The 24,465-nt window shown below is 73.2% G+C and carries 20 protein-coding genes; 17 read left to right on the top strand and 3 right to left on the bottom strand.

The window, feature by feature from the left end; all coding sequences use genetic code 11:
- The first annotated feature begins 2 nt into the window (after positions 1-2).
- The 16 genes from asnB (at position 3) to ACFY93_RS28845 (ending at position 20,556) form a co-directional block, all read left to right on the top strand.
- Complete coding sequence (gene asnB, locus ACFY93_RS28920) at positions 3-1,937, top strand: asparagine synthase (glutamine-hydrolyzing) (RefSeq protein WP_391364391.1); 1,935 nt, start codon at positions 3-5, stop codon at positions 1,935-1,937.
- An 82-nt stretch (positions 1,938-2,019) separates the two neighbouring features.
- Positions 2,020-4,218, top strand: a complete 2,199-nt coding sequence (locus ACFY93_RS28915) for a Gfo/Idh/MocA family oxidoreductase (RefSeq protein ID WP_391364389.1) — start codon at positions 2,020-2,022, stop codon at positions 4,216-4,218.
- Positions 4,215-6,179, top strand: a complete 1,965-nt coding sequence (locus ACFY93_RS28910) for a heparinase II/III family protein (RefSeq protein ID WP_391364387.1) — start codon at positions 4,215-4,217, stop codon at positions 6,177-6,179. The genes ACFY93_RS28915 and ACFY93_RS28910 overlap by 4 nt, the downstream gene beginning before the upstream one ends.
- Positions 6,180-6,193: 14 nt before the next feature.
- Positions 6,194-7,714 carry a right-handed parallel beta-helix repeat-containing protein gene (locus ACFY93_RS28905; protein WP_391364386.1) on the top strand — a complete coding sequence of 507 codons (1,521 nt, stop codon included), beginning with the start codon at positions 6,194-6,196 and terminating at the stop codon, positions 7,712-7,714.
- Between the two features lies 1 nt (position 7,715).
- Positions 7,716-8,948, top strand: coding sequence for an O-antigen ligase domain-containing protein (locus ACFY93_RS28900; RefSeq protein WP_391364384.1), 1,233 nt, complete (start codon positions 7,716-7,718; stop codon positions 8,946-8,948).
- Between the two features lie 2 nt (positions 8,949-8,950).
- Entirely contained in the window at positions 8,951-10,195 is a 1,245-nt protein-coding gene (locus ACFY93_RS28895) for a glycosyltransferase (protein WP_391364382.1), read from the top strand.
- Positions 10,192-11,442, top strand: coding sequence for a methyltransferase domain-containing protein (locus tag ACFY93_RS28890; RefSeq protein ID WP_391364380.1), 1,251 nt, complete (start codon positions 10,192-10,194; stop codon positions 11,440-11,442). The genes ACFY93_RS28895 and ACFY93_RS28890 overlap by 4 nt, the downstream gene beginning before the upstream one ends.
- Complete coding sequence (locus tag ACFY93_RS28885; RefSeq protein ID WP_391364378.1) at positions 11,439-12,233, top strand: glucose-1-phosphate cytidylyltransferase; 795 nt, start codon at positions 11,439-11,441, stop codon at positions 12,231-12,233. The genes ACFY93_RS28890 and ACFY93_RS28885 overlap by 4 nt, the downstream gene beginning before the upstream one ends.
- Positions 12,230-12,877 (top strand): PIG-L family deacetylase, encoded by a 648-nt coding sequence (locus ACFY93_RS28880; protein ID WP_391364376.1) that lies wholly within the window; start codon positions 12,230-12,232, stop codon positions 12,875-12,877. The genes ACFY93_RS28885 and ACFY93_RS28880 overlap by 4 nt, the downstream gene beginning before the upstream one ends.
- A 3-nt stretch (positions 12,878-12,880) precedes the next feature.
- The gene (locus tag ACFY93_RS28875) at positions 12,881-13,906 is read left to right on the top strand and encodes an NAD-dependent epimerase/dehydratase family protein (RefSeq protein WP_391364374.1); all 1,026 of its coding nucleotides are present in this window, start codon (positions 12,881-12,883) and stop codon (positions 13,904-13,906) included.
- Positions 13,894-15,177 carry a DUF4910 domain-containing protein gene (locus tag ACFY93_RS28870; protein WP_391364372.1) on the top strand — a complete coding sequence of 428 codons (1,284 nt, stop codon included), beginning with the start codon at positions 13,894-13,896 and terminating at the stop codon, positions 15,175-15,177. Before ACFY93_RS28875 ends, ACFY93_RS28870 begins: the two co-directional genes overlap by 13 nt.
- Positions 15,178-15,182: 5 nt before the next feature.
- Positions 15,183-16,493: a hypothetical protein gene (locus ACFY93_RS28865; protein ID WP_391364370.1), complete on the top strand. Its 1,311-nt coding sequence runs from the start codon at positions 15,183-15,185 to the stop codon at positions 16,491-16,493.
- Complete coding sequence (locus tag ACFY93_RS28860; protein WP_391364368.1) at positions 16,490-17,437, top strand: glycosyltransferase; 948 nt, start codon at positions 16,490-16,492, stop codon at positions 17,435-17,437. The genes ACFY93_RS28865 and ACFY93_RS28860 overlap by 4 nt, the downstream gene beginning before the upstream one ends.
- Positions 17,434-18,675, top strand: coding sequence for a polysaccharide pyruvyl transferase family protein (locus ACFY93_RS28855; protein WP_391364366.1), 1,242 nt, complete (start codon positions 17,434-17,436; stop codon positions 18,673-18,675). Before ACFY93_RS28860 ends, ACFY93_RS28855 begins: the two co-directional genes overlap by 4 nt.
- Positions 18,672-19,223: a dTDP-4-dehydrorhamnose 3,5-epimerase family protein gene (locus ACFY93_RS28850; protein ID WP_391364364.1), complete on the top strand. Its 552-nt coding sequence runs from the start codon at positions 18,672-18,674 to the stop codon at positions 19,221-19,223. The genes ACFY93_RS28855 and ACFY93_RS28850 overlap by 4 nt, the downstream gene beginning before the upstream one ends.
- 7 nt (positions 19,224-19,230) lie before the next feature.
- The gene (locus tag ACFY93_RS28845; RefSeq protein ID WP_391364362.1) at positions 19,231-20,556 is read left to right on the top strand and encodes a glutamate-1-semialdehyde 2,1-aminomutase; all 1,326 of its coding nucleotides are present in this window, start codon (positions 19,231-19,233) and stop codon (positions 20,554-20,556) included.
- A gap of 16 nt (positions 20,557-20,572) precedes the next feature.
- Here the strand turns inward: ACFY93_RS28845 and ACFY93_RS28840 are convergent, their stop codons facing one another.
- The 3 genes from ACFY93_RS28840 to ACFY93_RS28830 all read right to left on the bottom strand — a co-directional run bounded on the left by ACFY93_RS28840 (position 20,573) and on the right by ACFY93_RS28830 (position 23,761).
- Positions 20,573-21,280, bottom strand: coding sequence for a phosphatase PAP2 family protein (locus ACFY93_RS28840; protein WP_391364360.1), 708 nt, complete (start codon positions 21,278-21,280; stop codon positions 20,573-20,575).
- Positions 21,281-21,458: 178 nt separating this feature from the next.
- The gene (locus ACFY93_RS28835) at positions 21,459-22,256 is read right to left on the bottom strand and encodes an NAD-dependent epimerase/dehydratase family protein (protein ID WP_391364358.1); all 798 of its coding nucleotides are present in this window, start codon (positions 22,254-22,256) and stop codon (positions 21,459-21,461) included.
- A 113-nt stretch (positions 22,257-22,369) separates the two neighbouring features.
- Positions 22,370-23,761: an MATE family efflux transporter gene (locus ACFY93_RS28830; protein WP_391364356.1), complete on the bottom strand. Its 1,392-nt coding sequence runs from the start codon at positions 23,759-23,761 to the stop codon at positions 22,370-22,372.
- A 108-nt stretch (positions 23,762-23,869) separates the two neighbouring features.
- Here ACFY93_RS28830 and ACFY93_RS28825 point away from each other — a divergent pair, with 108 nt between their 5' ends.
- Positions 23,870-24,394, top strand: coding sequence for a helix-turn-helix transcriptional regulator (locus ACFY93_RS28825; RefSeq protein WP_391364354.1), 525 nt, complete (start codon positions 23,870-23,872; stop codon positions 24,392-24,394).
- Positions 24,395-24,465: the final 71 nt, after the last annotated feature.

The raw sequence follows: 24,465 nt of genomic DNA, 5'->3' as shown, positions 1-24,465 counted from the left end.
ACATGTGTGGCATCGCAGGCACGTACCGATGGCCGGACGGGAAGGCCGTGGCCGACCGGCTCACCGAGGTCCTCGCCCATCGCGGGCCGGACGGGGCCGGCCGCTACAGCCACCCGGTCGGCGACGGCGAGGTGCACCTGGGACACCGGCGCCTCGCCATCCTCGACCTGTCCGCGACCGGCGCCCAGCCGATGGTCTCGGGCGGCCTCGCCCTCACGTACAACGGCGAACTGTACAACGCGCCCGAGCTCCGGGCCGAACTCGCCGCCACCGGCGTGCGCTTCCGCGGTACCTCCGACACCGAGGTGCTGCTGGAGGCGTGGCGGCGCTGGGGGACGGACTGTCTGCCCCGGCTGCGCGGCATGTTCGCGTTCGCGGTCTTCGACGAGCGCACCGGCGACCTGGTGCTCGCCCGCGACCAGCTCGGCGTCAAGCCGCTGTTCCTGCTCCGGCGAGGCGAGGGCCTGGTGTTCGCCTCCGAGCTGAAGGCGCTGGCGGCCGTGACCGGCGGGAAGCTGGAGGTGGACCACGCCGCGCTGGTGGCGTCGCTGCTGTACTACTGGGTGCCGGACTCGCGCTGCGCGTTCCGTGAGGCGGAGAAGCTGCCGCCGGGGAGCTGGCTGCGGTGCCGGGCCGACGGCCGGGTGGAGCGCGGCCGGTTCTGGAACCTGAAGGACGTCGCCGCCGAGGGCAGGGAGCGGGCCCGGGCCGGCGAGCGGCCGGACCTGGCCGCGATCGTCGAGGAGTCGACCAGGCGGCACCTGCTCTCCGACGTACCCGTGGCGACCTTCCTGTCCGGCGGTCTCGACTCCAGCTATCTGACGGCGCTGGCGGCCCGCCACCGGCCCGGGATCTCCGCCTACACGATCGGATTCCGCGCCGAGGACTCCCGGTTCGAGGCGATGCCGGACGACCTGCGGTACGCCCGGCAGGTGGCCGGGCGGTTCGGCGTGGACCTGCACGAGATCGAGATCGCCCCGGACGTGCTCGACCTGCTGCCGCGCATGACGTACCACCTGGACGAGCCGATCGGCGACCCCGCCGCCATCAACACGTTCCTGATCTGCCAGGCCGCCCGGGAGGCCGGGGTCAAGGTGATGCTGTCGGGGATGGGGGCCGACGAGCTGTTCGCCGGTTACCGCAAGCACCTGGCCAACCTGCTGGCGCTGCGCTACCAGCGCGTCCCCGAACCCCTGCGGCGCGGCGTGTCCGGGGTCGTGGACCGGCTGCCGGTCGCCTCGGCCCGCCGGGGGTACCGGTCGGTGCGCTTCGCGAAGCGGTTCCTCTCCTTCGCCGATCTGCCGGAGGAGACCGCGTTCCGGCGCAGCTACACCATGTACGACCGGGAGGAGCTGCTCGCCCTGATCGATCCGGATCTGGCCGGGACGGTCGACGACGTGCTGACCGAGCACGCGGACGTCTACGAGGACAACGACCTCGACGACTTCGTCAACCGCATGTGCCTGGGCGACGCCCGGATGTTCCTGCCGGGCCTGAACCTCGCCTACACGGACCGCTCCAGCATGGCCGCGTCGACCGAGGTGCGGGTGCCGTACGTGGACGTCGAGGTGGTGCGGGCGGCGTTCGCCGTGCCCGGCGACCGCAAGATCACCGGACGGCAGGGCAAGGCCGTCCTCAAGGAGGCGGCCGCGTCGGTCCTGCCCCGGGAGATCGTGTACCGGCCCAAGGGCCTGTTCAGCGCCCCGCTGCGGGCCTGGATGAGCCGGGATCTGGCACCGCTGGTGCGCGAGGTGGTCAACGACGGCGAGCTCGTCCGCTCCGGGCTGCTGCGCCGCGACGCCCTGGCCCGGATGGTCGCCCAGGACGCCGCCGGGCAGCGGGACTTCTCCAAGCATCTGTGGCATGTGCTGACCCTCGAGTACTGGTACCGCGGCGCGGTCTGCGGGGCCGGCCAGAACGCTTCATCGACGGTGTAGGCCCCGGCGCGAGGACCGCCACCAGGACAACCGGCACGGGCGACCGGCGCGGACGACCGGCAGAGAGACAAGAGGACTTCGGGTGAAACAGGTTGTGCAGAACTACAAGAGCGGCGAGCTGGCGCTGCTCGACGTGCCGGTGCCGGGCTGCAAGCCGGGCGGTGTGCTGGTCCGCAGCGCGTACTCGCTGATATCCACCGGGACCGAGCTGATGAAGGTCTCCGAGGCCGGCATGTCGATGCTGGGCAAGGCCCGTTCCCGGCCGGACCAGGTGGCGAAGGTCGTGCAGAGCGTGGCCACCAACGGCGTGCCCGCCACCTACCGCAAGGTGATGGGCAAGCTGGACTCGTACACGCCGCTGGGCTACTCGCTGTGCGGGGTGGTCGAGGAGGTCGGCGCCGGGGTCGACGACGTGAAGGCCGGCGACCTCGTGGCCTGTGCCGGCAACGAGCACGCGCTGCACGCCGAGCTGAACTGGGTGCCGAAGAACCTCTACGCCCCGGTGCCGGACGGTCTCGCGGCGCGGCACGCGGCCTTCGGCACCGTCGGGTCGATCGCCCTGCAGGGCGTCCGCCAGGGCGAGTCGCGGCTCGGCGAGGTGGCCCTGGTCATCGGCCTCGGGCTGATCGGGCAGCTGGTGACGCAGCTCCTCACCGCCTCGGGCGTCCGCGTCGTGGGGGCCGACCCCGACCCGGAGCGCTGCGCACTCGCCGAGCGGCTGGGCGCGGCGGCCTGCGGCGATCCCGCGTCCGCTGCCGTGGAGAGCGCGGTCGCCGAACTCACCGGCGGCCACGGCGTGGACCAGGTGTACCTGGCCGCGGGCGGCGGCAGCAACCAGCCCGTCGAGCTGGCCGCCCGGCTGTGCCGGGACCGCGGCCGGGTCGTCGACATCGGCAAGTGCCGTCTGGACCTGCCGTGGAACGCGTACTACGAGAAGGAGCTCGACGTCCGGTTCTCCCGCTCCTACGGTCCCGGGCGCTACGACCCGGAGTACGAGCTGGAGGGGCGTGACTACCCGATCGGCTACGTGCGCTGGACCGAGCGCCGCAACCTGGCGTGCTTCCTCGATCTCGTCGCCCGGGGCCGCGTCGACGTGGAGCCCCTGGTCTCCCACGTCGCCGGCTTCGACGACGCCGTCGAGACGTACCGGCGGCTGAAGGACGGCGATCTGAAGGCCGTGGCCGTGCTGTTCCGCTACCCGGAGCAGGCGGCGGAGAAGGAGGCCGCGGCGCCGGTACTGACGGTACCCGCGGTGCGGCGCAACGGCGCGGCGCCCGCCCCGGCGCGGGCCGCGGGCCCGGTGCGCCTCGCGTTCGTCGGCGCGGGCAACTACGCGACGTCTATGCTGCTGCCGCACCTGGCCGGGCGCGACGGCGTCGAGCTGTCCACGGTCGTCACCACGACGGCGCTGTCCGGGGCCAACGCGCAGCGCAAGTTCGGTTTCGCCGGGGCGACCACCGACCTCGACGCCGTGCTCGGTGACACGTCCGTCGACGCGGTGTTCGTGGTCACCCGCCACAGCTCGCACGCCGAACTGACCCGCAAGGCGCTGCTGGCCGGCAAGGCGGTGTTCGTGGAGAAGCCGCTGGCGCTCACCGAGGACGAACTGGCCGGTGTGCTCGCCGCGGTGGAGGAGTCCGGCAACGACCGGCTGCAGGTCGGCTTCAACCGCAGGTTCGCGCCGCTGCTGCGGGAGGGAAAGCAGCGGTTCGGCGCCCGCACCGGCCCGGCGAGCCTGCGCTACCTGGTCAACGCGGGCCGGCTCGACCACGGCAGCTGGTACCTCCGGCAGGACACCGAGGGCTCCCGATTCGCCGGTGAGGGCGGGCACTTCATCGACACGGCGAGCTGGCTGCTCGACGCCGACCCGGTGTCGGTGTACGCGGTCGCCGCCCCCGGCAACGAGGACCTCCAGGTCGTACTGCGCTACCCGGACGGGTCCACCGCCACCATCAGCTACGTGACCACCGGTGCGGCCGGCTTCCCCAAGGAGACGCTGGACCTGGTCGCGGACGGCAAGGTACTGCGGCTGGACGACTTCGTCCGTGCCTCGCTGTTCGTGGACGCAGGTGGCGCCCGCAAGCGGTGGGTGAGTTCGCGGCTGCCCAAGGCCCGGGACAAGGGGCAGGAGGCCGAACTGGCCGCGTTCGTCAGGGCCGTGCGGACCGGTGGGCCGATGCCGGTGCCGCTGGAGTCGCTGGCCGCCACCACGGCGGCCACCCTCGCCGTGCGGACCGGCCTGGCGGGCGGCGTGCCGGTGACACTGGCGGGGGCCCGATGACGGTCGGCTCGGGGAGCGCGGGCTGGTATCTGCGGCGGCTGTCCCGGATGGGGCCGCGGGAGGTCGGCGGCCGGGTGGGCGACACCGTGCGCAGGCGGCGGTGGCGCTCCGCGCCGCCGCCCGACTGCCCCGGCGTGACCGGCGCCCGGTTCACCGCGGTGCTGCCCGCCGGGACGGTCTCCGCGGTGCCGCCGGACGCCGCCAAGCGTCTCGTCGCCGAGGCGGACCGGCTGATGGCCGGGCACGCCACGTACTTCGGGGTGGACCGCGACGACCTGGCCGACCCGGACTGGTGGTTCGACCCGAGAACCGGACGCCGGGCGCCGGCGGGCTACGCCTTCGACGTGCCCTACCGCGACGAGGACGCGGTCGGCGACATCAAGCAGATCTGGGAGCTGTCCCGGCACCAGTACCTCACCCGGCTGGCGGCCGCCTACGCGCTCACCGGGGACGAGCGGTACGCCGAGCGGGTGGCCGCGCACCTGCGGTCGTGGTGGGCGTCCAACGCGCCGCTGCGCGGGGTGCACTGGACCAGCGGCATCGAGCTGGGGATCCGGCTGCTGTCCTGGGTGTGGGTGCGCCGGCTGCTCGACGGCTGGCCGGGCGCCGCCGCCCTGTTCGAGGACAACCCGGTGGCGCTGAACCAGATCTGGCACCACCAGCGCTGGCTGGCCGCCTTCCCGAGCCGGGGGTCGTCGGCGAACAACCATGTGATCGCCGAGGCCGCCGGGCAGTTCGCCGCTGCCTGCGCGTTCGGCTGGTTCCCCTCCTCGGCGCGCTGGCGGGCCGAGGCGCTGCGCTCCCTCGAACGGCATCTGCGCGCCAACACCTTCCCCTCCGGCCTCAACCGGGAGCTGGCCACCGAGTACCACGGGCTCGTACTGGAACTCGGCCTGGCCGCGGTGGCGGAGGCGGACGCCGCCGGTGTGCCGGTTCCCGCGACCGTCCGGCTGGTGCTGCTGCGGATGACCGACGCCCTCGCGGCCGTCGTGGACGACCGCCTGCGGCCGCCGCGCCAGGGGGACGCGGACGACGGGCACGGTCTGGTCGTGGACGGCGCGGGCACCGACCGCTGGGCCTCGCTGCTGGCCACCGGGGACGCCCTGTTCGGCCGGCTCGCCTGGTGGCCGACGGTGACCGGCACCGACGTCCGCACCACCCTGCTGACGGCGCTCCTGCGGGCCCGGCCCGCCCCGGCCGCGGCCCGCCTGGCGAGCCGCCCGGCCCACTTCGCCGACGCGGGCATGACGATCCTGCGCGGTCCGGAGAAGATCTGGTGCCGCTGCGACGGCGGTCCGCACGGCTTCCTGTCCATCGCCGCGCACGCCCACGCGGACGCACTGTCCGTGGAGGTCCGGCACGACGGGGTCGACGTGCTCGCCGACCCCGGGACGTACTGCTACCACGGGCAGCCCGAGTGGCGGCGGTACTTCCGCTCGACGCTCGGGCACAACACCCTGGAGCTGGACGGCGTCGACCAGTCCGGCTCGGGCGGCCCGTTCCTGTGGACCCGGCACGCCCGCACCCGCGTCCTGGCCGTGGACGCCGGCGCCTCGGACGGCGGGACGGCCCGCTGGAGCGCCGAGCACGACGGCTACCCGAGTTCCGTGCACCGCCGCCGGGTGGAGCTGACGGCCGCGAGCGGGGAGCTGCGGGTGGTCGACGAGGTGCGCGGCGGCCGGCGGCCCGTGCGCCTGGCGTTCCACCTCGGCCCGGCGGTCACCGCGGACCTGACGGGCAGCCGCGCGGTGCTCACCTGGACCCGGGACGGCGAGGACCGCTCCGCGGTGCTGGACCTGCCCGGGCAGCTCGACTGGCGGGCGCACCGGGGCGAGAGCGCACCGCCGCTCGGCTGGTACTCCGCCGGTTTCGGGCGCAAGGAACCCACCACCACGCTGGTCGGCACGGGTGTCGCCGACGGCGTGGAGGGGTTCGTCACCGTACTCGGGTTCCGGGGCTAGGGGGGAGGAGCGGCGTGGGGATCAAGGGGCGTTACCGGGCATGGCCGGCGGCACCGCTGGTGCTGGCCCTGCTGGCGACGGCCGGCTGCGACGGCACGCCGGACGCGCGGCCGGAGCCGACCGCCGCGCCGTCCGCGTCCGTGGCCCGGGTGTGCGCCGAGCCCGCGGCCGGGCCGGCGAGGGCCCCGGCGGGCGCGGTGACGGTCGACCCCGCGGTGACCGGTGACCTGGCCGCCAAGACCAGGAGCCACCCCGCGCACACCACGTTCTGGCTGCGGCCGGGCACCCACCGGCTCGAGTCGGACCGCTTCGCGCAGGTCGTCCCGAAGAAGGGGGACGTCTACCTCGGCGCGCCGGGCGCGGTGCTCGACGGCCGGAAGAAGAACCAGTACGCGTTCGGCGGCACCGCCCAAGACGTCACCATCCGCTATCTGACCGTGCGGCGCTTCGTCGCACCGCACGACGAGGGTGTGGTCAACCACGACTCGGCCGACGGATGGGTGATCGACCACGCGACGATCCGGGACAACTCCGGCGCCGGGCTGATGGCGGGCGCCCGTCAGCGGGTCAGCGCCAGCTGCCTGCGCGACAACGGCCAGTACGGCATGAACGCGTACAAGGGCGGTGGCGGTCTCGACGGCCTGGTGGTCGAGGGCAACGAGATCGTGGGCAACAACACCGGTGACTGGGAGAAGCGGCAGCCCGGCTGCGGCTGCACCGGAGGCGTCAAGTTCTGGGCCGTCGACGGCGCCGACGTACGCGGCAACTGGGTGCACGACAATCGCGGAACCGGGCTGTGGGCGGACACCAACAACAACGACTTCCGCATCGAGGGGAACCTGATCGAGGAGAACGACGGTGCCGCGCTGATCTACGAGACCAGCTACAACGCGGTCATCCGCCGCAACACGATCCGGCGGAACAACTGGGTGGAGGGCCGCAAGTACGCCGAGCGCGGCGACACCTTCCCGTTCGCGACCCTCTACCTGTCCGAGTCCGGCGGCGAGCCACGGATCCACGCCCGCACCGACAGGATCGAGATCTCCCGGAACGTGCTGGAGAACAACTGGTCCGGGATCACCCTGTGGGAGAACGCCGACCGGTTCTGCAACAGCCCGGCCAACACCTCGTCCGGAGACTGCACGCTGCTGGTGAAGCGCAAGAGCCGCTGCGCCCGGCCGAAGATCGCCACCGCGCCGCTGTACGCCGACTGCCGGTGGAAGACGCAGCGGGTGGACATCCACGGCAACCGCTTCGTGCTGGACAAGTCCGTCGTCGACTGCACGGCCAAGTGCGACCGCATGGCGGTGCTGGCCAACTACGGCACCTACCCGGACTGGTCGCCGTACCAGGGCGAGCGGGTCGCCGAGGCGATCACCCGCAAGCAGCACAACCGCTGGCACGACAACGTCTACGTCGGACCGTGGAAGTTCGTCGCCCACGACCCGAGCCGGATCCTCGACTCCTGGCAGTGGCAGGCCGCGCCGTACGACCAGGACGCGGGCAGCACCTTCCGCGGACGGGACGGTGGCTGACATGACGCCGGACCACTCGCCGAGGATCGTCGGGACCGTCTGGGGGCTGCTGGTCCTCAACACGCTCGGCTCCGCCGGGGCGAAGACCATCGTCCCGCTGCCCCGCTCCCTGATCCAGATGGTCACCATGGGCGCGCTGGTCGCCGCGTTCACGCTGGCGCTCCTGGTCAATCTCCGGCTGCGCGTGCGGCCGAGCGCCTACGTGTTCCTGCTGACCCTGCTGCTGGTGCCGAGCGTGATCTCCAGCGCGAACCTGGAGTCCGGGTTCGGCGCGCTGTTCCGCTGCGCCCGGCTGGCTCTGTTCGTCGGCACGCTGTGGCTGCTCAGCCGCTGGTGGGACGGCGGCCTGACGTTCGTCCGGCACCACATCCGGATGTACTTCGCGGTGCTCGGCTCGGTGGCCGCCGGCCTGGTGCTGTCGCCGGGCGCGGCCCTGCCCGAGCTGTACGGCGGGCGGCTGGTGGGCGCGTTGTGGCCGCTCACCCCGCCGCAGATCGGCCAGTACGCGGCGGTCATCACCGGGCTCGCCGTGCTGCTCCTGCTGGGCCGCCGGACCGACCGGACGAGCGCGGCGGTGGTCATCGTGCCGTCGCTCGTCCTGCTCGCGCTGACGCACACCCGCACGGCCACGCTCGGTCTGTTCCTCGGCCTGGCGCTGGCCATCGGCTCGCTGTTTCTGACCAGTGCGGCCGCCCGCCGGTTCTTCACCTGGGCGGTGCTGTGCGCCGTGGTGGCCGCCGTGGGGTTCGGTTCCTGGCTGCAGGCGTGGTTCCTGCGCGGGCAGAGCCAGGAGAACTTCTCCAGCCTCACCGGGCGGGCCAAGGTCTGGGACGCGCTGCTGTCGGCGCCGCGCACGCCCTTGGAGTACCTGTTCGGCGCGGGCCTCGGCGACAAGTCGTTCGGCGGGCTGCCGATCGACAACAGCTGGCTGGCCGTCTTCAACGAACAGGGTGTGACCGGTGTCGTGCTGGTCGCGGCGGTCATCGTGGTGCTGGGCGGCGTCGCGCTGCTGCGGCCGCCGTCGCTGTCGAGGGCCTGCGCGATCTTCCTGATCAGCTACTGCGCGATCGCGTCGTACACCGAGGCGGGGCTGGGCGACGCCTCGCCGTATCTGCTGCATCTGGGCGTGGCCGCCACGCTGCTGGCGGCGCCCGCCGCGACCACTCCCCCGCCGGCGCCCGAAGCCCCTCGGCGGCGCGTCCCGCGATGGGCCCGGACATCGGAGGTGATGTGAGCATGCACGTCCTCGTGGTGCACAACCGTTACGCCTCGGCGCAGCCGAGCGGGGAGAACAAGGTCGTCGACCAAGAGGTGGCGCTGCTGCGCGAGGCCGGCCACCGGGTCGGGGTGTTCGAGCGGCGCAGCGACGACATCGCCGCCCGGTCGCTGCCCGCCAAGGCCGCGCTGCCGCTGCTGGTGCCGTGGAACCCGGGGGTCCGCCGGGAGCTCGCCGACCGGCTGCGCGCCGAGCGGCCGGACGTGGTGCACGTCCACAACGTCTTTCCGCTGCTGTCGCCCTCGGTGCTGGCCGCCTGCGCCGACGCCGGGGTGCCCGCCGTCGCGACTCTGCACAACTACACGCAGGTCTGCCCGCCCGGCACGCTGCAGCGGGACGGCCGGCCGTGCACCGAGTGCGTCGGGGCCCGGACACCGCTCCCGGCCGTCCGCCACGGCTGCTACCGCGGCTCCCGGCTGGCGACGGTGCCGCTCGCGGTCAGTCTGTCGGCCAACCGGCGGCGCTGGTGGTCCGGTGTGGAGCGGTTCCTCTGCATCTCGGCGGCGCAGCGCGACGTGCTGGTGCGGGCCGGTATGCCGGCCGGGCGGCTGGCGGTGAAGCACAACTTCGTGCCCGATCCGGGCGCCCTGCGCACGGGCCCCGGGGAGCACCTGCTCTATCTCGGCCGGCTCGCGGAGGCCAAGGGCGTGCGGCTGCTGATGGCCGCGTGGGACGAGATCGCCGCGGGCGGCGGTGCGGGCGTGCCGCTCGTGATCGCCGGTACGGGGCCGCTGGAGCCGGAGGTTGCCGCCTGGGCGGCGGGCCGGGACGACGTGCGGTACGTCGGCCTGTACGACACGGCGCAGTGCAGGCAGGCCGTCGCGCGGTCGGTCGCCGTGGTGGCCCCCTCGACGTGGCTGGAGGCGTTCGGCCTGGTGGTCGTGGAGGCGATGGCGGCGGGGGTGCCGGTCGTCGCCGCCGGGCACGGGGCGTTCGTCGAACTCGTCGAGGACGGGGTGACCGGCCTGCTGCACCGGCCGGGCGAGGTCGCCTCGCTCGCGTCCTGTCTGCGCCGGATCACCGCCGATCCGGTCCTGGGCGGGGAGATGGGCCGGGCGGCCCGGCGCCGGTACGAGCGGGACTTCAGTCCGGCCGTCGGTCTTGAGCGCCTGGTGGAGGAGTACCGCACCGCGATCGCGGGGCGGTCGGCACTGGCTCGTGGCGGGGACACCCGCGCGGGCAGGGGGGATGGGGACAACAGATGACACGATGCCGACTCTGCGGCTCGGAGGCGATGGCGAGCGTCGTCGATCTCGGGGCGACGCCGCCGTGCGAGAGCTTCCTCGCCGCGGACCAACTGGACCGGCCGGAGCCTGCGTACCCGCTGCACCTGCGGGTCTGCACCGACTGCTGGCTCGCGCAGATCCCTCCGCTGATCACTCCGGAGGAGACGTTCAGCGAGTACGCGTACTTCTCGTCGTACTCGACGTCCTGGGTGGAGCACGCGCGCACGTTCGTCGCCGACGCCGCGCGGCGGGTGGGGCTCAGCACCGGCTCCTTCGTGGTCGAGGTCGCGAGCAACGACGGGTACCTGCTGCGGCACGTGGTGGACCGGGGGGTCCGCTGCCTGGGCATCGAGCCGTCGGTGAACGTCGGCGCGGCGGCGCGGGAGGCGGGGGTGCCCACGCTCACCGAGTTCCTGAGCCCGGACACCGGCGCGGCCGTCCGCGCCGAGCACGGCCCGGCGGACCTGGTCGTGGCCAACAACGTGTACGCGCACATCCCCGACGTCATCGGGTTCACCGAGGGGCTGCGCGCGCTGGTCGCCGACGACGGCTGGGTCTCCATCGAGGTGCAGCACCTGCTGACGCTGATCGAGGAGAACCAGTACGACACGATCTACCACGAGCACTTCCAGTACTACACGGTCGCGTCCGCGATCCGGGCGCTGGCGAGCGGCGGGCTCACGCTCGTGGACGTCGAGCTGCTGCCCACGCACGGCGGCTCCATCCGGCTGTGGGCCCGGCCGTCGGAGGCGGCCGGTGAGCCGTCGCGGAACGTGGCCGACGTGCTGGCAAGGGAGAAGGCCGCCGGGCTCCAGGAGCTGTCGGGGTACGCCGAGTTCTCCGCCCGGGTCGCCAAGGTGCGCCGGGACCTCCTCACGTTCCTGATCGGGGCGGCCGAACGCGGCGAGACGGTCGTCGGCTACGGCGCCCCGGGCAAGGGCAACACGCTGCTCAACCACTGCGGCATCCGGCCCGACCTGCTCGCGTACACCGTCGACCGCAACCCCTACAAGCACGGCAGGTTCACCCCGGGCACCCGCATCCCGGTCCTGCCGCCCGAGCGGATAGCCGCCGACCGGCCGGACTACGTCCTCGTCCTCCCGTGGAACCTGCGGGCGGAACTCGTCGAGCAGCTGTCCTTCGTGCACGAGTGGGGCGGCCGGCTCGTCTTCCCCATCCCCGAACTGAGCGTCGTCGAGGCCGCGTCCCGAGAGGTCACAGCATGAAGGTCGTACTGTTCTGCGGCGGTTACGGGATGCGCATGCGCAGCGGCGCGGCGGACGACGTGCCCAAGCCGATGGCGATGGTCGGCCCCCGGCCGCTGATCTGGCACGTGATGCGCTACTACGCCCACTACGGCCACACGGAGTTCGTCCTGTGCCTGGGGTACGGGGCGCACCACATCAAGGACTTCTTCCTCCACTACGAGGAGACGACCTCCAACGACTTCGTGCTGCGGGGCGGGCGGACCGAGTTACTGTCCACCGACATCTCGGACTGGACGATCACGTTCGCGCAGACCGGCATCGAGTCGCCGATCGGCGAGCGGCTGCGCCGGGTGCGGCACCACCTGGACGGCGACGAGATGTTCCTCGCCAACTACGCGGACGTGCTCACCGACGCCCCACTGCCGGAGATGATCGACTCCTTCGCCCGTCGCGACGCGGGTGCCTCGATGATGGTCGTGCCGCCGCAGTCCTCGTTCCACTGCGTGGACCTTGGCGAGAACGGCCTGGTGGGGGGCATCACCCCGGTGAGCGAACTGCCGCTGTGGGAGAACGGCGGCTACTTCGTTCTCCGCCAGGAGGTCTTCGACCACATTCCGGAGAACGGCGACCTGGTCGCCGACGGCTGCGGTCAACTGGCCAAGCGGGGACGGCTGGTGGCGCACCGGCACCGCGGCTTCTGGAAGCCGACCGACACGGTGAAGGAGCGGGCCGCGCTCGACGAGGCCTACGCCCGGGGCGACCGCCCGTGGGCCGTGTGGGAACGCGACGGCGCGGGGGTGAGCGCGTGAGAGGGCTCGGGGCCGGGCCCGTGGACCGGATCGTCGCGGTGGGCGCGCACTGTGACGACATCGCCATCGGCGCCGGCGGCACGCTGCTGACGCTTTGCCTCGCACGGCCGGGTGTCCGCGTCGACGCGCTGGTGCTCTCCGGCGGTGGCGGTGAGCGGGAGCAGGAGGAGCGGGCCGCGCTCGCCGCCTTCTGCCCCGGCGCCGACCTGCGGCTGACCGTCCTGAAGCTGCCGGACGGCCGGATGCCCGTGCACTGGGAGGAGGCCAAGGCCGCGGTCGAGGAGCTGCGCGGACAGACCGAGCCGGACCTGATCCTGGCCCCGCGCACCGACGACGCGCACCAGGACCACCGCGGCCTGGCGCGGCTGATACCCACCGCGTTCCGCGACCATCTCGTACTGGGCTACGAGATCGTCAAGTGGGACGGCGACCTGGGCCGTATGGCGGCGTATCAGCCTCTCTCACCACAGACCGCCGAACGGAAGGTACGACTGCTGCAGGAGCACTACGCCTCGCAGCGGCACCGGCCCTGGTACGACCGGGAGGCCTTCCTCGGCCTCGCCCGGATCCGCGGTATCGAATGCCACGCGCGCTACGCCGAGGCGTTCGCCGTCACCAAACTCACACTCAACCTGGGGGGTTGAACCTTGCGCGTACTGCTGACCGGACACCAGGGCTATCTGGGCACCGTGATGGCACCGGTGCTCGAGGCCGCCGGACACGACGTCGTCGGCCTGGACTCCGGCCTGTTCGCCGACTGCGTGCTGGGCCCGCTGCCCGGGGACCCGCCGGGACACCGCGTGGACCTGCGCGACGTCACGGCCGACCACGTGGCCGGGGTGGACGCTGTGATCCACCTGGCCGCCCTCTCCAACGACCCGCTGGGATCGCTGGCGCCCGAACTCACCTACGACATCAACCACCACGCGTCCGTACGCCTCGCCCGGCTGGCCCGCGAGGCGGGGGTGCGGCGCTTCCTGTACGCGTCGACCTGCTCCGTCTACGGCGCCGCCGGCGGCGACGAGCTGGTGGGCGAGGACGCCCCGCTGCGCCCGGTGACGCCGTACGCGGAGTCCAAGGTGCGGGTGGAGGACGATCTGCACGCGCTCGCCGACGGCGACTTCACCCCGGTGTACATGCGCAACGCCACCGCCTTCGGCTACTCGCCCCGGCTGCGCGCCGACATCGTGCTCAACAACCTGGTGGGGCACGCCCTGCTGTCCGGCGAGGTGCTGGTGCTGTCCGACGGCACTCCGTGGCGCCCGCTGGTGCACGCCGCCGATATCGCACGGGCCTTCACGGCCGCGCTGACCGCGCCGCGGGAGGCGGTCCACGACCGGGCGTTCAACATCGGCAGCGAGGTCAACAACGTCACCGTCGCCGAGATCGCCGGGCAGGTCGCCGAGGCGGTGTCCCGCTCCGAGGTGGTGATCACCGGGGAGACCGGCGCCGATCCGCGCTCGTACCGGGTGGACTTCTCCCGCTTCCGCGCCGCGATACCCGGCTTCGACTGCGAGTGGACGGTGAAGCGGGGCGCCCTCGAACTCGCCGACGCCTACCGCGAGCACGGGCTGACCCGGGAGGACTTCGAGCAGCGCTTCACCCGCCTCGCCGTGCTGCGCGGGGCGTCCGAGGCCGGCACCGTCGACGACACCCTGCGGTGGCGCCGGTGACCGAGGTCGGCGAGGAGATGCACGCGCTGGTGGAGCGGCTGTACCCGCTCTGCCGGAGCATCACCGGCGACGGCGTGCGCGCCACCCTGGAGATCGTCGACGAGTACGTCCCGCTCCAGGTGCACGAGGTGCCGACCGGGACGCAGGTGCTGGACTGGACGGTGCCGCAGGAGTGGAACATCCGGGACGCGTACGTCGCCGACGCGGCGGGCAACCGGGTCGTCGACTTCCGTGCGTCCAGCCTGCACGTGCTCGGCTACAGCGTCCCGGTGTCGGCGACCATGCCGCTGGCCGAGCTGCGCCCGCACCTGTACACCCTTCCGGACCAGCCGGCCCTGGTCCCGTACCGCACCAGCTACTACCAGCCGGAGTGGGGGTTCTGCCTGTCCCAGGAGACCCTGGACGCGCTGCCGGACGGCGAGTACGAGGTGCGGATCGACTCGACCCTCGCCGACGGCCATCTCACCTACGCCGAGCACGTGGTCCCCGGCCAGGTCACCGACGAGGTGATCGTCTCCTGCCACGTCTGCCACCCGTCGCTGGCCAACGACAACCTGGCCGGCGTCGCGGTGGCGGTGTTCCTGGCCAGGGAGCTGGCCGAGCGGAACCCGTACTACACCTACCGGTTCATCTTCGCTCCCGGCACCATCGGGGCGATCACCTGGCTGGCCCGCAACAGGGAACGGGTGGGGAAGGTCGGACACGGCCTGGTGCTGGCCTGCGCGGGCGACCGCGGCCCGCTCACGTACAAGCGCAGCAGGCGCGGCGACGCGGAGATCGACCGCGTGCTCACCCACGTACTGGCCGCGTCCGAGCGTCCGCACCGCGTCACCGGGTTCACCCCGTACGGCTACGACGAGCGGCAGTACTGCTCACCCGGGTTCGACCTGGGCGTGGGCTCGCTCACCCGGACCCCGTACGCGGGCTACCCGGAGTACCACACCTCCGCGGACAACCCGGACTTCGTCTCCCCCGAGGCGATGGCGGACACGCTCGCCGTCTGCCGCGAGGCGTTCGCCGTCCTGGACCGCAACCGGCGGTACGTCAACCTCAGCCCGTACGGGGAGCCGCAGTTGGGCCGGCGCGGGCTGTACGAGTCGCTCGGCGGCCGCAGCGACGCCAAGCAGGCCCAGATGGCCATGCTCTGGGTGCTCAGCCTCTCCGACGGCGAGCACGGTCTGCTGGACATCGCCGAGCGGTCCGGGCTGCCGTTCGACACCGTGGCCGCCGCTGCCGACGCCCTGCGCGGCGCCGCACTGATCAAGGCATGACGCCGATGACCACCGAGGGGGAGAAGACGATGGCACCGGCGGCACCGGCCACACCCGCCGGGCGCAGTGCCAGGCGGGCCGTCGTCGGCCGGCTGTCCTGGGGGCTGGCCGACCAGGCGGCCTCCAGCGTGTCCAACTTCGCGGTGGGCATCTACGTGGCGCGCTCGCTGGGGCCGACCGCGTTCGGTGTGTTCAGCCTGGCCTGGGTGACCTACGGCGTCGTGCTCAACGTCTCCCGCGGGCTGGCCACCGACCCGCTCGTGGTGCGCTTCAGCGGGGTGCCGGAGGCGTCCTGGCGCGGGGCCGTGGCCCGGTCCTCGGGTACCGCGCTCGGCGTCGGCACCGCCCTCGGCGCGGTGTGCCTGGCGACCGGTCTGGGCGTCGGCGGCGGCGTGGGGGCCGCGTTCGCCTGCCTCGGCGTCGTGCTGCCGGGGCTGCTGCTGCAGGACGCCTGGCGGTTCTCGTTCTTCGCCGCGGGCACCGGGCGGAAGGCGTTCGTCAACGACCTGGTGTGGGGCGTCGCGCTCGTCCCGGCCCTGTTCGCGGCGGCGCGCGCGGGCAGCGTGGCCGCCTTCGTGCTCGCCTGGGGCGCGTCCGCCGCGGTGGCCGCCGCGTACGGCTGTCTGCAGACGGGCATCAGGCCCCGGGTCTCGGGGGCGCGCGGGTGGCTGCGGGAGCAGCGCGACCTCGGCTACCGGTACCTGGTCGAGAACGTCAGCCTCAGCGGCGCGAGCCAGCTGCGGGCGTACGGGCTCGGCGCGATCGTCGGCGTCGGCGCCGTGGGCGCGGTGCGGGGCGCCGAACTCCTGCTCGGCCCGTTCCTCGCGGTGCTCATGGGGCTGTCGCTGGTCACCGTCCCGGAGGCGGCACGGGTGCTGCGGCAGGCCCCGCACCGGCTGGGGAAGTTCTGCCTCCTCCTCGGCGGCGGCCAGGCCGGCGCCGCGCTGCTGTGGGGCGGGGCGCTGCTGCTGGTGCCGGACCGGCTCGGCGAGCTGGTGCTCGGCGACGTCTGGCACTCCGCGGCCGAGCTCATCATGCCGGTGACCCTCAGCGTCGCGGGCGCGGGTCTCGGCACCGGAGCGGCGGCCGGGCTGCGCGCGCTCGGCGCGGCCCGCCGCAGCCTGCGCTGCCAGCTGTTCGCCTCCGCCTGCTACGTCGGCGGCGGGCTCGGCGGAGCGGCCGTGGGCGCGACGGTCGGCTCGGCCTGGGGCGTCGCCGCCGCGACGGTCAGCGGCTCGGCCGTCTGGTGGCTGCAACTGCGGTCCGCCCTGCGCGAGCACCACCGCGATTCGATCCACGAAGTGAGGACTTCATGACCGACCGACCCAGGCTGAGCATCGGCCTGCCCGTGTACAACGGCGAGGAGTACCTGGCCGAGTCGTTCGACGCCCTGCTCGGCCAGACCTACGAGGACTTCGAGCTGATCGTCTCCGACAACGCCTCGACCGACGGGACCGAGGACATCTGCCGCCGCTACGCCGCGAAGGACTCGCGCGTCCGGTACCTGCGGCTGCCCCGCAACGTCGGCGCCACGCCTAACCACAACCGTGTGTTCGCCGAGGCGCGCGGCGAACTGTTCAAGTGGGCCTCTCACGACGACCTGTACGCCCGCGACCTGCTGCGCCGCTGCGTCGAGGCGCTGGACGAGCGGCCCGGCGTGATCCTCGCGCACACCGGCCAGGCGGTCATCGACGGCGACGCCCGGCTGAAGGTCCCCTACGAGTACGGGCTCGCCACCGACTCGCCGCACGCGCCGGAGCGGTTCCGCAGCGTGCTCTTCGAGCCCGGTGGCGACGACTTCTACGGGGTGCTGCGGGCCGACGTGCTGCGCCGGGTGAAGCCGCTCGACAGCTACCACCACGCGGACCGCACCTTCGTCGCCGAGATCGCCCTGCACGGCCCCTTCCACCAGGTCCCGGAGGTGCTGTACTTCCGCCGCGACCACCCCACCCGCGCCGAGCGGGCCAACCCGTCCAAGCGTTCCCGGTGCGTCAACCTGGACCCGCGCCGGGCGGGTCCGCTGCACCCGACGCCCCGGCTGCTCGCCGAGTACGTGTGGGGCTTCGTCGCGGCGATCGGTCGGGCGCCGCTGTCGCGGGCCGACCGGCGCGCGTGCTACCGCCACCTGTCCGCGTGGATGACCAGCCGGGTCAGACCGGGCGCCGGCGAGCGGGTCGAGGACCGGACGCCGGCCGGCCCGGACGCGCTCGGTGTCTGTGTGGACGCCCTCGTCGCCGGCCGTGAGGGGAGGCGGGCATGACCTCCCGTGACGGGACCCCGGTGCGTGTCGGGGTGTTCGGCCTGCTCGGCTCCGGGAACCTGGGCAACGACGGATCGCTGGAGGCCGTGCTCGGGTACCTCCGCGCCGAGCACCCGGAGGCGGTCGTGGAGGCGCTGTGCGGCGGCCCCGAGGTCGTCGCGGCGCGCTACGGGATCCGTGCGACGCGGCTGCACTGGTACCGCGGCGAGTACCGGACCGCGTCACGGGCGGGCGCGGTCGCGGCGAAGGGGCTCGGCAAGGTCGTCGACGCCTTCCGCACGGCCGCCTGGGTGCGCCGTCACGACGTGGTGATCGTGCCGGGCATGGGCGTCCTGGAGGCCACGCTGCCGCTGCGGCCGTGGGGCTTCCCGTACGCGCTGTTCCTGCTCTGCGCGAGCGGCCGGCTGTTCGGCACCCGGGTCGCCCTGGCCGGTGTCGGCGCCGCCCCGATCGGCGACCGCGCGACCCGGGCCCTGGTGCGCTGGTCGGCGCGGCTGGCCTCGTTCCGGTCCTACCGGGACGACCTGTCCCGCGACGCGATGCGGGCGATGGGCGTGGACACCGCGCGCGACGCGGTCCACCCGGACCTCGCGTTCGCCCTGCCGGCGCCGTCGGCCACTGACCCGGGTTCCGCGGGCCCGGTCTGTGTCGGCGTCATGGACTTCCACGGCGGCAACGACGACCGCGCCCGGGCCGAGGAGATCCACAGGCGCTACCTCGACGGGACGACCCGCTTCGTCCGCGCACTGGCCGAGGACGGCAGGCCGGTCCGGCTGCTGACGGGCGACGAGTGCGACCGGCAGGTGGTCGACGCCATCCTCGACGCGGTGGACTCCCCGCTGGTCACCGCCTCCGAGGCGGCCTCGCTGACCGACCTGATGAAGGAGACGGCGGCCGCCTCCACCGTGGTGGCGACCCGCTACCACAACCTGATCTGCGCGCTGAAGTCCGGCACGCCGACGCTCGCCCTCAGCTACGCGGCCAAGAGCGACGCGCTCATGGCCCGGATGGGACTCGACGCGTACTGCCACCCGGCCCGCGAGGTCGACGCCGGCCGGCTGCTCGAACAGTTCCGGGAGCTGGAACGGCGGTCGACGGAGCTGCGGCGGACCCTCGCCGAACGGAACCTGGCCGCCACCGGGCAGGTGAGGCGCCAGTTCGCCGCGATGACCGCGTCCCTGTTCCCCATGACCGACCCCGCACACGCACACGCCCACGCCCCGCAGGAGAGTCCATGAAAGCGACCGAGGTACCGGCGATCGCCGGCGCCCTTCTCTTCGAACCGGCACCGCACGCCGACGAACGCGGCTTCTTCTGCCGCACCTTCGACGCCGACGTGGTCCGCTCGGTGGGCCTCGACCCGGACGCCTTCGTCCAGGACAGCGTCTCCCGCTCGGTCCGGGGCGTGCTGCGCGGACTGCACCTGCGGTCCGGCGCCGGCGAGGCCAAACTGGTGCGGTGCTCGTACGGGAAGGTCTTCGACGTCGTCGTGGACCTGCGGGCGGACTCGCCGACCTATCTGGGCCAGGCCTTCTTCGACCTGTCCGACGAGACCCAGGCGACCGTGTACGTGCCCGCCGGATGCGCGCACGGCTTCCAGGCGCTGACCGCGACCGCCGACGTCTCGTACCGCATCGACCGCCCGCACGACCCGGCCGAGGACGTGACGATCGCCTTCGACGACCCGGAACTCGCCATCCCCTGGCCGCTGCCGGCCACATCGATGTCCCCGCGGGACCGCGAGGCGCCGAGCCTCGCCGAGGTCCTGAAGCACAGGGAGAGTTGAGGCAGGCGTGACCACCGACGAATTCCGGCTGCCCCGGTCACGGGAGGCGAACGAGCGGCTGCACGCCCTGGTCCCCGGCGGCGCGCACACCTACGCCAAGGGCGACGACCAGTACCCCGAGGGCCTGGCCCCGGTCATCAGCCACGGCCGCGGCGCCCACGTCTGGGACGTCGACGGCAACCGCTACGTGGAGTACGGCTCCGGGCTGCGGTCGGTCAGCCTCGGCCACGCCCACCCGCGCGTGACCGAGGCGGTGCGGCGGGAACTCGACCGCGGCAGCAACTTCGTACGGCCGTCGATCATCGAGGTCGAGGCCGCGGAACGCTTCCTGGCCACGGTGCCGACCGCGGAGATGGTGAAGTTCGCGAAGAACGGTTCCGACGCCACCACCGCCGCGGTGCGCCTGGCCCGCGCCGCGACCGGGCGCCCGCGGGTGGCCCTCTGCGCCGACCATCCGTTCTTCTCCGTCGACGACTGGTTCATCGGCACCACGGCGATGTCCGCCGGCATCCCGGAGCAGGTCGGCGAGCTGACCGTGTCGTTCCCGTACGGCGATCTGGCCGCCACGGAGGAACTGCTCACCCGGTACGAGGGCGAGGTCGCCTGCCTGATCCTCGAACCCGCCACCCACACCGAGCCCCCGCCCGGCTATCTCGCCGGCCTGCGCCGGCTGGCCGACCGGCACGGCTGCGTCCTGGTCTTCGACGAGATGATCACCGGCCTGCGCTGGTCCGAGGCGGGCGCCCAGGGCCTGTACGGCGTCGTCCCCGACCTCTCCACGTTCGGCAAGGCGCTGGGCAACGGCTTCGCGGTCTCCGCGCTGGCCGGGCGCCGCGAGCTGATGGAGCGCGGCGGGCTGCGCCACCCGGGCGACCGGGTGTTCCTGCTGTCCACGACGCACGGCGCGGAGACGCACTCGCTGGCGGCGGCGATGGCCGTGCAGGCCACCTACACCGACGAGGGCATCACCGCACGGCTGCACTCCCTCGGCGAGCGGCTGGCCGCCGGTGTCCGCGACGCCGCGGCGAGCACGGGCGTCGGCGACCACATCGTCGTCCGCGGCCGGGCCAGCAACCTGGTCTTCGCCACCCTCGACGAGAAGGGCCGGCCGTCGCAGGAGTACCGCACCCTGTTCCTGCGGCGGCTCCTCGCGGGCGGGGTGCTGGCGCCGTCGTTCGTGGTGAGCAGCGCGCTCGGCGACGCCGACATCGAGCACACCGTGGAGGTGGTGGCCCAGGCGTGCCAGGTGTACCGCAAGGCACTGGACGCGGGCGACCCCACCCCCTGGCTGGGGGGCCGGCCCGTGAAGCCGGTGTTCCGCCGCCTGGCGTAGACCTTCTGACGCCCCGTCAGTCAGCTCGCGGCCGGCCGACGCCGACCGACCGGTCATCCGGCCGGTCGGCCGTCGGAGCGCCCATCCGGCCGGCCGTCCGGTCGATCACCCACGCGGTCGCGGGTGTCACCGCCAGCGCGGTGCACAGGCCCCCGAGGGCGTCGGTCGGGTAGTGCGCGCCCAGGGCGACCTCCGCCCAGCCCATGACGGCACCGGCGGCCAGCGCGGCGCCGAGCACGAGCAGCGTCCCGGCCGTTCTGCCGAGGCCGAGCCGGCCGGTCGCAACCAGCGCCGCCACAAGAGCGAGCGCGGTGAGGAAGGCGGTGTGCCCGCTGGGATAGGACAGGTTGTCGTCGCCGTGGATGGTGCGCCCCACCAGGTGCTTGAGCAGTGTCGCCGCCCCCACGGCCGTACCGACGCCGGCCACGGCGAGCACCGCCGCACGGGGAAGCCGAAGCAGCAGACACCCCGTCACGGCACCGACGACCACGACCGCCGCCCCCGCGGGCTCCCCCAGGAAGTCCACGCCCAGGGCCACGTACCGCCACGGCGGCCTCACCCCGTCCACCACCGCCAGAACCCGCGCGTCCGCCGCCCCGGGCCCGCCGTCCCCGGCGTACGACCACCCGAGCACGCCGACCACCAGCGCCGCGAGGACGCCGACCATCCCGGCCCACACCCGTAACGCCGCCGGCAGCACCGCACTCCCCCGCCGGCCGGTCACACGCCCACCGCGTCCGGCCGGCGTGCACCATGCCCGCACACCCTGCAACCCACCCGGCAGATGCGACGCATCTCCCCCCCTCCCGTCGGGCTTCTTCGCCAGCCTAACCAACGATGCGGCCCGGCAGACCGCCTACGGAAAGCGGACGGAAACCGCGTCCGCGGCGGTCAGCCCTCGCTCAGACGTGCCGAAGCGTGTACTCCGCGTCGGCGTACGCGCCGCCCTGCAGAGGATCATCCGCCGACCGCCCTTCCGGCGGGACGCGGGACGCGAAGGCTTCCGCGTCGTCCACCGGCGTGTATCCGAGGGCCTTGCCGGCATCGATGTCCCAGAAGCGGCGCGTGTTGGCGGAAACACCGTAGACGGTCGTGAACCGGATACCGGGAGCGGTGAGAGCCGCGCGGACGAAGCCGAGGCAGTCGCGCGGGCTCAGCCAGGTGGCAAGGTGACGCCGCTCGGTCGGCGCGTCTTCGAAGCTCCCGATGCGCAGGCACACCACGGACAGCCCGAACTTGTCGGCATACAGGCGCCCCAGAGCCTCGACCGCCACCTTGCTCACTCCATAGAGACCGTCCGGCCGCGGTGGCATCTCGGGCGTGACGTTCTCCGAGACCGGATAGAAGCCGGTGAGGCGGTTGCTGCTGGCGAGCACCACCCGCCCGACGCCTTGCCGGCGCGCGCCCTCCAAGACGTTGTGCGTTCCCCGGACATTGCCGTCCAGCAGTTCCGGCAACGGCGCCTCATCCGGGACCCCGCCCAGATGCACCACCGCATCCGCCCCCTCCAGGGCCGCCGTCACCGCCTCGGCGTCGCGCAGATCGAACTGTCGCACCTCCTCCGTCGGCGACCGCGCGCAAAGGCCGACACGGTCGACGAGCACCAGACGTTCCGCTTCAGCACGCAGGCCGGCCCTCATCGCCGACCCGACACGCCCGGCCGCACCAGTGATCACCACAGTCCCGAGACTCTTCTCCATGGCGGCCACTCTGCCTCACCCCACCGACAGCCCCACCCCAGAAGGTCTCGTCGGAAGGTCTCTTCAGAAGGTCTCTTCAGAAGGTCTCTTCACGACGGGGCAGAAACCCGCCTTCAGTGCGTCTCGTCGGAGGCCGCCGCCGCGGGGATCCACGGACGGTCGGCCTCGGACCCCGTGGCGGGCGGGCGCTCCGTACGCCCCATACGCCCCGTGCGCAGATACATCCTGCCGACGGCCGCGCACTGCAGCGCCATGGAGCTCGCCATGGCCAGGCAGATGCCGGGGAGTCCCCAGCCCGACAGGCCATAGGCGAGAGCCAGTTGGAGCGTCGTGCCGCACAGGGTGACGCGGGCGAGGGCGGGGCTCGCGCCGCTGCCCTCGAAGACTCCGCCCAGCGCGATGAAGCAGGCGAGCAGGACCAGGTACGGCCCCAGGCAGCGCAGGTAGAGGGCTCCCGCCTCGGCCACCTCGCCCTGGCTGCCGAAGGCCCGCATGATCCATGGGGCGGCCGTGAGGAGGATCAACAGGGCGGAGAGCCCGAGCGCTCCGGAGAGCAGGAGCGCCTGGCGTCCGACGGCACGCCGTTGGTCGTGCCCGGCGCCGAGCAGGTGGGCGGTGTGGATCGCGGCGGCCTGGCGCACGGAGTAGAAGGCCATGGTGGCCACGTACATCGCCTTGGTCGCGATCCCGTACGCGGCGACCTCGTCGACCCCGATCCGGGCGACGACGGCGACGAGGGCGAGCGCGCCCGCCATCCGGACGACGAAGTCGGCCGACATGGGCAGCCCGGTCCGGGCGGTTCTGCGGGCGTCGGCACCCAGCGATCCGATCCCGCACTCAGCCGCTTCGGCCGGCCGACGCGACGCCCTGCCGCGGTGCAGCACGACGAGACCGCAGGCGAGCGCCGCCGAGCGGCCCAGCACCGTCGCGATCGCCGCTCCGCGGACCCCGAGGCCGCAGCCGAGGATGAGCAGCGGGTCCAGTACGAGGATCGATCCGTTGGCGACTGCCGCGAGCCGCATCGGCGTCCGCGTGTCCCCCATGCCCTTGAGGATGCCGTCGACGACATTGGTCGCGAAGAGCACCGCGATTCCCGGCAGGGCGATGGCGAAGTAGCCGGTGGCGAGGCGCAGCGAGCCGCCTTCGCCGCCCCCGAGCAGCAGCCGGGCGAGCGGTTCGCGGCACAGGTACCCGCCGACGGCGACGACGGGCGTGATGACCGCCCACAACGCCCAGCCGCCGCGCACGGCGGAGTGCGTCGCCGCGCGGTCGCCCGCTCCTCTGGCCCGTGCGACCAGCACCGTCGTGCCCGATCCGGCGACGAAGATGACGCCGAGGAGCAGATTCTCGACGTTGGTGGCGACGGCCACGGCGGCCACGGCGTGTCCGCCGAGCCGGGCCACCCAGACCATGTTGATGATCCCGGCCGTGACGCCCGAGAGAAGTTCGGCATAGACCGGATACGCCAGCGTCACCAGCTCGCGTCGGTGCTCCGCTGCCCTCATGGTCGCCCCCTCTTTTCGCTGTACCTCGATTCGAGGTACAGCGAAAAGAGATAGCATGACCGCTCGGGACGGGCAAGGAGCCCGGACGGGCGCGGGAAGGGTTCGGCGATGCTGGAGCTGTCGATTCTGGGGTTCCTCCACGAGGAGCCCCTGCACGGATACGAACTGAAGGCCCGTATCCAGGGCCTCAGCGGCCACATCCGCCCGGTCAGTGACGGCGCGCTCTATCCCGCCATCACGCGGCTGGTGCGGGCGGGCCTGGTCGAGCAGCGCACCGAGCCCGGGAGCGGCGCGGCGCCCCGGCGGGTCCTGTCCCTCACCGAGGCGGGCCGGGAGGATCTGCGGACCCGGCTGCGGCACCCCAAGGACATCGAGATCAGCGACGGGCAGCGCTTCTTCACCGTGCTGGCGTTCCTGCGCCATCTCCCCGACCGCGCGGAGCAGGCCGCCGTCCTCCGCCGCCGGCAGGACTTCCTCGACACTCCGGCGAGCTTCTTCTACCGCGACGGTGAGCCGGTACGGGCCGAGGAGGCGCCGGACCCCTTCCGGCAGGGCATGCTGCGCATCGCCCGCGCCACCGACGCCGAGGAGCGGAAGTGGCTGACGGAGACGATCGGGAGCCTGGAGGACTGAGGCGGCCGCGACCGGGGCGGTCGCGGGCGGACGCGCGACCCGGCGACCCGGCGACCCGGCGACCCGGCGAC

This window comes from Streptomyces sp. NPDC008313, assembly GCF_042956125.1.
Classification (GTDB): domain Bacteria; phylum Actinomycetota; class Actinomycetes; order Streptomycetales; family Streptomycetaceae; genus Streptomyces.
Note: the sequence above shows the minus strand (reverse complement) of the source record. Positions and strands in the feature narration are given on the sequence as shown.

Bases quoted from the DNA above. Each gene is read 5' to 3' on its own strand.
- asnB (WP_391364391.1), top strand. From the start codon at position 3: ATGTGTGGCATCGCAGGCACGTACCGATGGCCGGACGGGAAGGCCGTG.
- ACFY93_RS28910 (WP_391364387.1), top strand. From the start codon at position 4,215: ATGACGGTCGGCTCGGGGAGCGCGGGCTGGTATCTGCGGCGGCTGTCC.
- ACFY93_RS28900 (WP_391364384.1), top strand. From the start codon at position 7,716: ATGACGCCGGACCACTCGCCGAGGATCGTCGGGACCGTCTGGGGGCTG.
- ACFY93_RS28895 (WP_391364382.1), top strand. From the start codon at position 8,951: ATGCACGTCCTCGTGGTGCACAACCGTTACGCCTCGGCGCAGCCGAGC.
- ACFY93_RS28890 (WP_391364380.1), top strand. From the start codon at position 10,192: ATGACACGATGCCGACTCTGCGGCTCGGAGGCGATGGCGAGCGTCGTC.
- ACFY93_RS28885 (WP_391364378.1), top strand. From the start codon at position 11,439: ATGAAGGTCGTACTGTTCTGCGGCGGTTACGGGATGCGCATGCGCAGC.
- ACFY93_RS28865 (WP_391364370.1), top strand. From the start codon at position 15,183: ATGACCACCGAGGGGGAGAAGACGATGGCACCGGCGGCACCGGCCACA.
- ACFY93_RS28860 (WP_391364368.1), top strand. From the start codon at position 16,490: ATGACCGACCGACCCAGGCTGAGCATCGGCCTGCCCGTGTACAACGGC.
- ACFY93_RS28855 (WP_391364366.1), top strand. From the start codon at position 17,434: ATGACCTCCCGTGACGGGACCCCGGTGCGTGTCGGGGTGTTCGGCCTG.
- ACFY93_RS28850 (WP_391364364.1), top strand. From the start codon at position 18,672: ATGAAAGCGACCGAGGTACCGGCGATCGCCGGCGCCCTTCTCTTCGAA.
- ACFY93_RS28835 (WP_391364358.1), bottom strand. From the start codon at position 22,256: ATGGAGAAGAGTCTCGGGACTGTGGTGATCACTGGTGCGGCCGGGCGT.
- ACFY93_RS28830 (WP_391364356.1), bottom strand. From the start codon at position 23,761: ATGAGGGCAGCGGAGCACCGACGCGAGCTGGTGACGCTGGCGTATCCG.
- ACFY93_RS28825 (WP_391364354.1), top strand. From the start codon at position 23,870: ATGCTGGAGCTGTCGATTCTGGGGTTCCTCCACGAGGAGCCCCTGCAC.